Origin of the sequence: Streptomyces sp. SID5910 (genome assembly GCF_009862125.1) — a bacterium.
Lineage (GTDB): Bacteria > Actinomycetota > Actinomycetes > Streptomycetales > Streptomycetaceae > Streptomyces.
Genome location: NZ_WWHX01000033.1, coordinates 1 through 10,412, shown reverse-complemented (window position 1 = coordinate 10,412; position 10,412 = coordinate 1). Strand labels below are relative to the sequence as shown.

Here is a 10,412-nt window from a genome sequence, read left to right as displayed (position 1 = left end):
CGACCCCGCCGGTCAGGCGCCCGCGCCTGCCGACCCGGCCCCCTGGGCCCTCGACCCCGCTGGTCAGGCTCCCGCGGCCCCCGGTCGCGCCGGACAGGCACCCGCCTCGGCCGACCCGGCCCCGCCCGCCCCCTGGGCCCTCGACCCTGCCGGTCAGGCGCCCGCGGCTCCCTGGGCCCCCGGCTCCGCCGGGCCGGCGTCCACTGACCCGCCTCCGCCGGCCCCGTGGACGTACGGGCCCCCGGCCGGGGCCACGCCGCCCGCCTCGCCTCCGTACCACCCGGCACCGTCCGGACCAGCCCCCGGCTCGGGTTCCGGTTCCGGTTCCGGGCCCGGTCTGAGTCGGGTGCTGATCGCCCTCACCGCCACGGCCGTCCTCGGTGCCGGGATCGGGGCCGGGGTCTGGGCGCTCACCCGTGACGACGGTGCCGACCGGGCGGGGGACGCCCCGGCCACGGGTGTCACCGTCACGGACGCCCCGACGGGCCCGGCCACCGACACCGCGCCCGCCTCGGCGACCCCCGCCACCTCGCCGGCGGCCACCGTGTCCCCGTCCGTCGCCCCCGGCTACCGCCACGCCCAGGACCCCGTCGGCTACGCGATCACCGTCCCGGCCGGCTGGCAGCGCCACGAGAAGCAGGGCGAGTCCGCCGCCGTCGTCACCTACGACTCCCCGTCCGGCGGCCGCCAGTTGCAGATCTTCGCCCTCGTGGAGGAGTCCCCGGCCGCCTCCCTGGACCTCGCCGAGAACGCCTCCGGCTACGGCTTCGCGCAGCAGCCCGGCTACCAGGCCCTCGGCCGTGACTCCGACGGCGACACCTTCTCCGAACTCGTCTACCGCTACGACGACAAGGACCGCGGCCCCCGCCAGGTGATCGACCACCGCTTCCGGGCCGCCGACGGCACCCTGTACGCCATCCGGTCCAGCGGCCCCGAGACGCTCGACGGCGCGCTGCTGCGCGACCCCCTCACCACGGCGGTCGACTCCTTCTGCCCGGTCGGCGGGCCGTGCGCCTGACGTCCGACGGGAAATGACCCCGTTTCACCCCATCCACCACCTTTCCCCGTGACGCACCGCACTTTCGGCCACCGATCCGGCATGCAACAGGGGGAAGGGGGCAGGGGCTCCCGGTCCCGAGAGTGACATGCGTGTGACGCAGGGGCACGGAACAGGAACGGAAGGCAGTACCGGATCATGGCGAGCACAACGGAAGCCCGGGCAGCGCGGGCGCACCGGACCATTCACGCGGGCGGTGAGTGGCGGGAGGCGTCCTCCGGCGCGACGCGCGAGATCCTCGACCCCGCGGACGCCCAGCCCTTCGCCGTGGTCGCGGAGGGCGACGAGAAGGACACCGACCTCGCGGTGGCCGCCGCCCGGCGCGCCTTCGACACCGGCGACTGGCCGCGCACCCCCGTCGCCGAACGCGCCGCCCTGCTGCGCCGCGTCGCCGATCTGCTCGTGCGCGACCGCGAGGAACTCGGCCTGCTGGAGAGCCGCGACGCGGGCAAGACCGTCGAGGAGGGCCGCGTCGACATCGACTGCGTCGCCGACGCCTTCCGCTACTTCGCGGACCTCGTCGCCGGCGAGGCGCCCGGCCGGGTCGTCGACGCGGGCTCGCCCGACATCCACAGCGTCGTCGTGCACGAGCCGGTCGGTGTCTGCGCGATGATCACGCCCTGGAACTACCCGCTCCTCCAGGCCAGTTGGAAGATCGCACCCGCGCTCGCCGCCGGCAACACCTTCGTGATCAAGCCCAGCGAGATCACCCCGCTCACCACCGTCGCCCTGATCGACCTGCTGACCGAGGCCGGACTCCCCACCGGCGTCGCGAACATCGTCACCGGCCCCGGGCACACCGTCGGCGCCCGCCTCGCCGAGCACCCCGACGTCGACCTGGTCTCCTTCACCGGCGGCCTGATCAGCGGCACCAAGGTCGCCCAGGCCGCCGCCGTCACCGTGAAGAAGGTCGCCCTCGAACTCGGCGGCAAGAACCCCAACGTCGTCTTCGCCGACGCCTGCGACACCGAGGAGGGCTTCGACACCGCCGTCGACCAGGCCCTCAACGCCGCGTTCATCCACAGCGGCCAGGTCTGCTCCGCGGGCGGGCGGCTCATCGTCGAGGAATCGGTGCGCGAGCGCTTCGTCGCCGAACTCGCCCGCCGCGCCGGGAACATCCGCCTCGGCCGGGGCACCGAGGACGGCGTCGAGTGCGGCCCGCTCGTCTCCGAGCAGCAGCGCGCCAGGACCGAGGACTTCGTCGCCTCCGCCCTCGCCGAGGGCGCCGTGCTGCGCTGCGGCGGCAAGCGCCCCGAGCCGGCCCCCGAGCGCCCCGAGAGCGGCTGGTTCTACGAGCCGACCGTCCTCGACCAGTGCCACCGCGAGATGCGCGTCGTCCGCGAGGAGGTCTTCGGACCCGTCCTCACCGTGGAGACCTTCCGCACCGAGGACGAGGCCGTCGCCCTCGCCAACGACACCGAGTACGGCCTCGCCGGCGCCGTCTGGACCGCCGACGCGGGCCGCGCCCGCCGGGTCGCCGGCCGGCTGCGCCACGGCACCGTCTGGATCAACGACTTCCACCCCTACCTGCCGCAGGCGGAGTGGGGCGGCTTCGGCAAGAGCGGCGTCGGCCGCGAGCTGGGCCCCGCGGGCCTGGCCGAGTACCGCGAGACCAAGCACGTCTACCAGAACCTCGCACCGCGCCCCGTCCGCTGGTTCACCGGCTGACCTCCGCCCACCCCTCCCGTCCCCACCCCTCCCGTCCCCACGCCTTCCTGGAGTACTCCCATGCCCGAGACCCCCCAGGTCTACGACTACGTCGTCATCGGCGGCGGCACCGCAGGCTCCGTCATCGCGGCCCGCCTCACCGAGAACCCGGACACCACCGTCGCCGTCATCGAGGGCGGCCCCAGCGACGTAGGCCGCGACGACGTGCTGACCCTGCGCCGCTGGATGGGCCTGCTCGGCGGCGAGCTCGACTACGACTACCCCACCACCGAGCAGCCGCGCGGCAACTCCCACATCCGGCACAGCCGCGCCCGCGTCCTCGGCGGCTGCTCCTCCCACAACACCCTCATCGCCTTCAAGCCGCTGCCGTCCGACTGGGACGAGTGGGAGGCCGCGGGCGCCAAGGGCTGGGGCGCGGTGCAGATGGAGGCGTACTTCGCCCGGCTGGAGAACAACATCGTCCCGGTCGACGAGAAGGACCGGAACGCCATCGCCCGCGACTTCGTCGACGCCGCGCAGAAGGCCCTGGAGGTCCCCCGGATCGAGGGCTTCAACAAGAAGCCGTTCACCGAGGGCGTCGGCTTCTTCGACCTGGCCTACCACCCGGAGAACAACAAGCGCTCCTCGGCCTCGGTGGCGTACCTGCACCCGGTGATGGACGAGCGCCCCAACCTCACGATCATGCTGGAGACCTGGGCGTACAAGCTCCAGCTCGACGGCACCCGCGCCGAGGGCGTCCACGTCCGCACCAAGGACGGCGAGGAGATCCTGGTCGAGGCGCGCAACGAGGTCGTGCTGTGCGCCGGCGCCGTCGACTCCCCGCGGCTGCTGCTGCACTCCGGGATCGGCCCGCGCGAAGACCTCGAAGCGCTCGGCATACCCGTGGCGCACGACCTGCCCGGCGTCGGCGAGAACCTGCTCGACCACCCCGAGTCGGTGATCGTGTGGGAGACGAACGGACCCATCCCGGACAACTCCGCGATGGACTCCGACGCCGGCCTGTTCGTGCGCCGCGACCCCGAACACGCGGGCCCCGACCTGATGTTCCACTTCTACCAGATCCCGTTCACGGACAACCCGGAGCGACTGGGCTACGAACGACCGGAGTTCGGCGTCTCCATGACCCCGAACATCCCCAAGCCCAAGTCCCGCGGCCGCCTCTACCTGACCAGCGCCGACCCGTCCGTGAAGCCCGCCCTGGACTTCCGCTACTTCACCGACGAGGACGACCACGACGGCCGCACCCTCGTCGACGGCATCCGCATCGCCCGGGAGATCGCCAAGTCCGAGCCCCTCGCCCACTGGCTCAAGCGCGAGGTCTGCCCCGGCCCGGACATCACCGGCGACGAGGAGCTGAGCGAGTACGCCCGCAAGGCCGCCCACACCGTCTACCACCCGGCGGGCACCTGCCGGATGGGCGCCGCCGACGACGAGCAGGCCGTCGTCGACCCCGAGCTGCGCATCCGCGGCCTGAACGGCATCCGCATCGCCGACGCCTCCGTCTTCCCGACCATGCCCGCCGTGAACCCGATGATCGGCGTCCTCATGGTCGGGGAGCGCGCCGTCGAGCTGATCGGCGGTGATGCGCGATGACCGCCACCACCGTCACCGTCAACGGCACCGCCGCCGAGCGTCCCCCGGTCTTCTCCGTGGACGGCCTGTGGAAGGTCTTCGGCCCGAAGGCCGCCCGCGTCCCCGCCGACCCCGAGCTGACTGCCCTCACCCCGGCCGAGCTGCGCTCCCGCACCGGCTGCACGGCCGCCGTCCGCGACGTCTCCTTCGACGTCCGCAAGGGCGAGGTCTTCGTCGTCATGGGCCTCTCCGGCTCCGGCAAGTCCACCCTCGTACGCTGCCTGACCCGCCTCATCGAGCCGACGGCCGGCACCATCGCCATCGACGGCGAGGACGTCCGCGCCATGGACCGGTCCCGGCTGCGCGAACTGCGCCGCCACCGCGCCGCGATGGTCTTCCAGCACTTCGGCCTGCTCCCGCACCGCTCGGTCCTCGACAACGTCGCGTACGGCCTGGAGGTCCAGGGCATGGGCCGCGCCGAGCGCCGCGAGCGCGCCGCCGCGATCGTCGCCAAGGTCGGCCTGGAGGGCCTGGAGCAGCGCCGCCCCGCCCAGCTCTCCGGCGGCCAGCGCCAGCGCGTCGGCCTCGCCCGCGCCCTCGCCGTCGACCCCGAGGTGCTGCTCTTCGACGAGCCGTTCAGCGCGCTCGACCCGCTGATCCGGCGGGACATGCAGGAGGAGGTCGTCCGGCTGCACCGCGAGGAGGGCCGCACGATGGTCTTCATCACCCACGACCTCCAGGAGGCCCTGAAGCTGGGCGACCGCATCGCCCTGATGCGCGACGGACGCGTGGTGCAGCTCGGCACCCCGGAGGAGATCGTGGGCTCGCCGGCCGACGACTACGTCCGCGAGTTCGTCCGCGACGTCCCGCGCGAGCAGGTCCTCACGGTCCGCACGGCCATGCGCCCCGCCGCCTCCTCCGACGAGGCCGCCACGGGCCCGGCCCTCCGCCCCGACGCCACGGTCTCGGAGGCCATCGAGGCCGTAGCCCGAGCAGGCTCCCCGGCCCGCGTCATGTCCGACGGCCGCTGCCTGGGCGTGGTGGACGCGGCCGACCTCCTGTCGGTGGTAGCCGACGTAGCTGCGGGCAGTCGTGCCGCTGGGGCGGCACGGGTGGGCGCAGCGGCACCGGCCAAGCGCCGTGAGCCGACCGACCCCGCGCCCAGCGACAGCGCCCCCGCACCGGCAAAGCGCCGTGAGCCGACCGACCCGGACCCCGCCCCCGACGAGGAGCCGGTCTGATGGCAACGATCACCGCAACGCCCCAGAAGACGTCCCCGCCGGGCATCCTCACCCACCCCACCACCCGCAAGCTCCTCACCCTGGCGGCCCTAGCCGCGATCCTCGCCCCCCTGGCCACCACGCAGTGGCCCGGCACCACCTGGCCCACCGCCCTCACCGTCGACGTATCCGCCCCCCTCGGCACCGCCAGCGACTGGATCATCGACAACCGGGACAGCCACCCCCTCTTCCTCTACTTCTTCGGCCACATCAGCAACGCCGTCGTCATCGCCGTACGCGCCGTCTACCTCGCCCTCCTCGCCGTCGGCTGGGCCGGGGTCACCGCGATCGGCGCCCTGGTCGCCTGGCGCACGGCCGGCGTGAGGCTCGCCCTCGGCACCGCCGCCGCGTTCCTGGCCTGCGGCCTGCTCGGCATGTGGGTGCCGACCATGCAGACCCTCGCCCTGATGGTCGTCGCCGTCCTCGCGTCGGTCGTCGTCGGCGCCCTCCTGGGCCTCGCCGCCGGCCTGTCCGACCGTATGGACCGCGTCCTGCGCCCCGTGCTCGACACCATGCAGGTGCTGCCCGCCTTCGCCTACCTCCTCCCCGTCGTCCTGGTCTTCGGCATCGGCGTCCCCGCCGCCGTCCTGGCCACCGTCGTCTACGCCGCCCCGCCCATGGCCCGGCTCACCGCCCTCGGCCTGCGCGGCGCCGACAAGGAGGTCCTGGAGGCCGTCGAGTCGCTCGGCACCACCGCCCGCCAGCGGCTGCTGACCGCCCGTGTCCCGCTGGCCCGCAAGGAACTCCTCCTCGGCGTCAACCAGACGATCATGATGGCGCTGTCCATGGCCGTCATCGCCTCCGTCATCGGCGCCGGCGGCCTCGGCGACCGCGTCTACCAGGCGCTCGCCTCCGTCGACGTCGGCGCGGCCCTCGCCGCCGGCATCCCGATCGTGCTGCTCGCCGTCGTCCTGGACCGCGTCACCGGCGCGGCGGGGGAGCGGCTCGGCGAGGCCGGAAAGTCCCCCGTGACCTGGCTGTACGTCCTGGCCGTCGCCGTCGCGGTGGCCCTCGCCGGACGTCTCGCCGGCCTCCTCGACTGGCCCGACGGGTGGGAGCTGAACATCGCCGAGCCCGTCAACCGGGCCGTCGACTGGATGACCGCCCACCTCTACTCCGGTGTCCCCGTCGTCGGCGGCACCGCCGACTGGGCCGCCCACTTCACCAGCTGGGTCCTCAACCCGCTGCGGGACGGCCTCCAGTGGCTGCCCTGGTGGTCCGTGCTGCTGATCGTCGCCGCCCTGGCCTGGCTGATCGGCACCTGGCGCACCGCGCTGACCGCCGTCCTCGCCATGGCCGCGATCGGCGTGCTCGGCGTGTGGAACCCGTCCCTGGACACGCTCTCCCAGGTGCTGGCCGCCGTCGCGGTCACCCTGGTCATCGGCTTCGCGACCGGCATCGCCGCCGCCCGCAGCGACCGCTTCGAGCGCCTGCTGCGGCCCGTCCTGGACGTCTTCCAGACGATGCCGCAGTTCGTGTACCTGATCCCGGTCGTCGCCCTGTTCGGCGTCGGCCGCGCCCCCGCCGTCGCCGCAGCGGTCGTCTACGCCCTGCCGGCCGTCGTCCGCATCACCACCCAGGGGCTGCGCCAGGTCGACCCGGCCGCGCTGGAGTCTGCCCGCTCGCTCGGCGCGACCAGCGGACAGCAACTGCGCCAGGTCCAGCTCCCGCTGGCCCGCCGGTCCCTGCTGCTCGCCGTCAACCAGGGTGTCGTCCTCGTCCTCGCCGTCGTCATCATCGGCGGCCTGGTCGGCGGTGGCGCGCTCGGCTACCAGGTCGTCTTCGGCCTGGCCCAGGGCGACCTCGCGACCGGCCTGGTGGCGGGAGCGGCGATCGTCTGCCTCGGCCTGACGCTCGACCGGGTCACCCAGCCGACCGTACGCCGTACGAAGAAGGGGGCCTGAGATGTCCCGCAAGCGGATCACGGCGGCCGTCACCGTGCTGGTGCTGGCCACCGGCTGCGGCGCCGCCGACATGACCAAGCAGGCGTCCCCGTTCGCGAACGCCCAGGGCGCGAAGACCGTCACCCTGTCCGTGCAGTCCTGGGTCGGCGCCCAGGCCAACGTGGCCGTCGCCCAGTACCTGCTGGAGCACGAGCTCGGCTACCGCGTCGACACCGTCCAGGTCGACGAGGTCCCCGCCTGGGACGCGCTCAGCCAGGGCCGGGTCGACGCCATCCTGGAGGACTGGGGCCACCCCGAGCAGGAACAGCGCTACGTCGCCGACAAGAAGACCATCGCCGCCGGCGGCGACCTCGGCGTCACCGGGCACATCGGCTGGTTCGTCCCGACGTACTTCGCGAAGAAGCACCCGGACGTCACGGACTGGAAGAACCTCGACAAGTACGCCGAACTGTTCCGCACCGCCGAGAGCGGCGGCAAGGGCCAGCTGATGGACGGCTCCCCGTCCTACGTCACCAACGACAAGGCGCTGGTGAAGAACCTGGGCCTGGACTACCAGGTCGTCTTCGCCGGCTCCGAGGCCGCCCAGATCACCCAGATGAAGCAGTTCGCCAAGGAGGAGAAGCCCTTCCTGAGCTACTGGTACACGCCCCAGTGGCTGTTCGAGAAGGTCCCGATGACCGAGGTGAAGCTGCCGCCGTACAAGGAGGGCTGCGACGCCGACCCGGAGAAGGTCGACTGCGCCTACCCGGTCACCCCGCTCCAGAAGTACCTCAACTCCGGCTTCGCGAAGAACGGCGGCAAGGCGGCCGAGTTCCTGAAGAACTTCCGCTGGACGACCGAGGACCAGAACCAGGTCTCCCTGATGATCGCCGAGCAGAAGATGCGGCCCGAGGAGGCGGCGAAGAAGTGGGTGGACAGCCACGAGTCCGAATGGAAGAAGTGGCTGCCCTGACCCTCACTTCGTCAGCCCGGCCGCGATCTCCCGCAGCGCGCCCTCCACGCGCCGCAGGAGGCCCGGCCCGAACGTGACCCGGGTGGCCCCGAGTTCGCCGAGCTCGGCGGGCGAGGGGCCCTCCCCGGGCCGGGCGACGACGTTCAACGGCCCCTGGATGCCGGCCCGCAGCAGCGGCACCACGTCCGCGGGGGCGCCGATCGGGTACACGCAGTCGGCGCCCGCGGCGACGTACAGCGCGGCCCGCTCCAGGGCCCGGTCCGGGTCGGCGACGCCCCGGACGAACGTGTCGATGCGGGCGTTGACGAACAGCCGGTCCCCGGCCGCCGCCCGCACCTCGGCCAGCCACTCGGCGTGCTCGCGCGGGTCCTTGAGCACCCCGCCCGTGGAGTCCTCCAGATTGCAGCCCACGGCACCCGCCGCGAGCAGCCGCTCCACCAGCTCCCCGGGCGCCAGCCCGTACCCGTCCTCCACGTCCGCCGACACCGGCACGTCGACGGCCCGGGCGATCCGGGCGACCGCCGCGAACATCTCGCCGGCCGGGGTGCTCCCGTCCTCGAAACCCAGAGCGGCGGCGACCCCGGCGCTGGGCGTCGCCAGCGCCGGGAACCCGGCCTCCGCGAGCACGCGGGCGCTCGCCGCGTCCCAGGGGCCGGGCAGGACGAGAGGGTCGCCCGGGGCCCGGCCGTGGTGCAGGGCGCGGAAGGCTGCGGCCTTGCTCATGGTGTGTGACCCCCCCGGTGGGACGCGGCGGCTGACCATCAGCCGGTTCCAGCCGTTGATGACGCTGATCAGCCCCACCAGGTGGGCCAGTTCGCCGTCCGAGAAGAGCGCGGCGGCCCGCTCGTACACGGCGTCGGGCACGAAGCGGTCCGTCAGGACCGTCACCGCCTCGGTCAGCGCCAGCGCGGCCCGCTCCCGCTCGCTGAAGAGCTCCTCGGCCTCCTCCCAGGCGTCGAGCAGACCGAGCCGCTGCTCGCTCTCCCCGTTCTTCCGGGCGAGGGTGAGGTGCATGTCCAGGCAGAACGCGCAGTGGTTGAGCTGCGAGGCCCGGATCATCACCAGCTCGGCGAGCACCGGATCGCCGAACCCCTGCTTCGCCGCCGCGCTGAGCGCGGACATCGCCCGCTGGACCTCCCCGTCCAGCAGCCGTGTACGGGCCGTCATCCGTGCTGCCCCGGCCGGTAGTGGCCCGGGGTCATGCGGCAGGTCACGCCGAAGCGGTTCCAGGAGTTGATCACCGTGATGGCGGCGATCAGGTGCGCCAGCCCGGGCTCGTCGAAGTGCTTCGCGGCCCGCTCGTACACCTCGTCGGGCACGAAGCCGTCCGTCAGCACGGTCACGGCCTCCGTCAGCTCCAGCGCCGCCAGCTCCTTCTCGGTGTAGAAGTGCCGCGACTCCTCCCAGGCGCTGAGCTGGATGATCCGCTCCACGCTCTCCCCGGCCGCGAGGGCGTCCTTGCTGTGCATGTCGATGCACAGGGCGCAGCGGTTGATCTGGGAGGCGCGGATCTTCACCAGCTCGAACAGGGTCGGGTCCACGCCCTGCCGGGCGGCCGCGTCCAGCCGGATCATCGCCTTGTACACGTCGGGCGCGTGCTTGGCCCAGTCCAGGCGCACGGGCAGTTCGGGGGCGTACTCCGCGGTCGTCGTCTCATCGGTGTGCGTCGTCATGTCCTCGACCCTAGGAACGAAGCAGCCCAGGAGTATGGTCCATTTCCATGGCGAAACCCTGGGCCACTCTCGGCGTCGACCTGCACCTGGAACCGGCCGGGCCGGGCCTGCGCCGCGGACTGACCGACGCCCTGCGCGAGGCCGTCCGCACCGGCCGCCTGGCCGCCGGCACCCGGCTGCCCTCCTCCCGCGCCCTCGCCGCCGACCTCGGCATCGCCCGCAACACCGTCGCCGACGCCTACGCCGACCTCGTCGCCGAGGGCTGGCTCACCGCGCGCCAGGGCTCCGGCACCCGCGTCGCGGACC

At 73.3% G+C, this 10,412-nt stretch carries 9 protein-coding genes and 1 pseudogene; 7 read left to right on the top strand and 3 right to left on the bottom strand.

Going from position 1 to position 10,412, the window contains the following annotated elements; genetic code table 11:
- The first annotated feature begins 346 nt into the window (after positions 1–346).
- The 6 genes from GTW67_RS01395 (at position 347) to GTW67_RS01370 (ending at position 8,433) form a co-directional block, all read left to right on the top strand.
- Complete coding sequence (locus GTW67_RS01395; RefSeq protein WP_161162968.1) at positions 347–1,018, top strand: serine/threonine kinase C-terminal domain-containing protein; 672 nt, start codon at positions 347–349, stop codon at positions 1,016–1,018.
- Positions 1,019–1,195: 177 nt separating this feature from the next.
- Positions 1,196–2,725, top strand: a complete 1,530-nt coding sequence (locus GTW67_RS01390; protein ID WP_161162967.1) for an aldehyde dehydrogenase family protein — start codon at positions 1,196–1,198, stop codon at positions 2,723–2,725.
- Between the two features lie 60 nt (positions 2,726–2,785).
- Positions 2,786–4,318 carry a GMC family oxidoreductase gene (locus tag GTW67_RS01385; protein ID WP_161162966.1) on the top strand — a complete coding sequence of 511 codons (1,533 nt, stop codon included), beginning with the start codon at positions 2,786–2,788 and terminating at the stop codon, positions 4,316–4,318.
- Complete coding sequence (locus tag GTW67_RS01380) at positions 4,315–5,538, top strand: quaternary amine ABC transporter ATP-binding protein (protein ID WP_237518597.1); 1,224 nt, start codon at positions 4,315–4,317, stop codon at positions 5,536–5,538. The genes GTW67_RS01385 and GTW67_RS01380 overlap by 4 nt, the downstream gene beginning before the upstream one ends.
- The gene (locus GTW67_RS01375) at positions 5,538–7,481 is read left to right on the top strand and encodes an ABC transporter permease (RefSeq protein WP_161162965.1); all 1,944 of its coding nucleotides are present in this window, start codon (positions 5,538–5,540) and stop codon (positions 7,479–7,481) included. The genes GTW67_RS01380 and GTW67_RS01375 overlap by 1 nt, the downstream gene beginning before the upstream one ends.
- A 1-nt stretch (position 7,482) precedes the next feature.
- Positions 7,483–8,433 carry an ABC transporter substrate-binding protein gene (locus GTW67_RS01370; RefSeq protein WP_161162964.1) on the top strand — a complete coding sequence of 317 codons (951 nt, stop codon included), beginning with the start codon at positions 7,483–7,485 and terminating at the stop codon, positions 8,431–8,433.
- Between the two features lie 3 nt (positions 8,434–8,436).
- Here the strand turns inward: GTW67_RS01370 and GTW67_RS36795 are convergent, their stop codons facing one another.
- The 3 genes and pseudogenes from GTW67_RS36795 to GTW67_RS01360 form a co-directional block, all read right to left on the bottom strand.
- Positions 8,437–9,156 carry an isocitrate lyase/PEP mutase family protein gene (locus GTW67_RS36795; RefSeq protein WP_202436670.1) on the bottom strand — a complete coding sequence of 240 codons (720 nt, stop codon included), beginning with the start codon at positions 9,154–9,156 and terminating at the stop codon, positions 8,437–8,439.
- A gap of 9 nt (positions 9,157–9,165) precedes the next feature.
- Positions 9,166–9,600 (bottom strand): annotated as a pseudogene (locus GTW67_RS36790) (carboxymuconolactone decarboxylase family protein); the annotation flags it as partial.
- Positions 9,597–10,106 carry a carboxymuconolactone decarboxylase family protein gene (locus tag GTW67_RS01360; protein ID WP_161162962.1) on the bottom strand — a complete coding sequence of 170 codons (510 nt, stop codon included), beginning with the start codon at positions 10,104–10,106 and terminating at the stop codon, positions 9,597–9,599. The gene GTW67_RS01360 and the pseudogene GTW67_RS36790, both read right to left, overlap by 4 nt.
- 47 nt (positions 10,107–10,153) lie before the next feature.
- Between GTW67_RS01360 and GTW67_RS01355 the strand changes: the two genes are divergently transcribed.
- A partial coding sequence (locus GTW67_RS01355) for a GntR family transcriptional regulator (RefSeq protein ID WP_161162961.1) occupies positions 10,154–10,412 on the top strand: 259 nt, incomplete at its 3' end.

Bases quoted from the DNA above. Each gene is read 5' to 3' on its own strand.
- GTW67_RS01390 (WP_161162967.1), top strand. From the start codon at position 1,196: ATGGCGAGCACAACGGAAGCCCGGGCAGCGCGGGCGCACCGGACCATT.
- GTW67_RS01385 (WP_161162966.1), top strand. From the start codon at position 2,786: ATGCCCGAGACCCCCCAGGTCTACGACTACGTCGTCATCGGCGGCGGC.
- GTW67_RS01380 (WP_237518597.1), top strand. From the start codon at position 4,315: ATGACCGCCACCACCGTCACCGTCAACGGCACCGCCGCCGAGCGTCCC.
- GTW67_RS01375 (WP_161162965.1), top strand. From the start codon at position 5,538: ATGGCAACGATCACCGCAACGCCCCAGAAGACGTCCCCGCCGGGCATC.
- GTW67_RS01370 (WP_161162964.1), top strand. From the start codon at position 7,483: ATGTCCCGCAAGCGGATCACGGCGGCCGTCACCGTGCTGGTGCTGGCC.
- GTW67_RS36795 (WP_202436670.1), bottom strand. From the start codon at position 9,156: ATGAGCAAGGCCGCAGCCTTCCGCGCCCTGCACCACGGCCGGGCCCCG.
- GTW67_RS01360 (WP_161162962.1), bottom strand. From the start codon at position 10,106: ATGACGACGCACACCGATGAGACGACGACCGCGGAGTACGCCCCCGAA.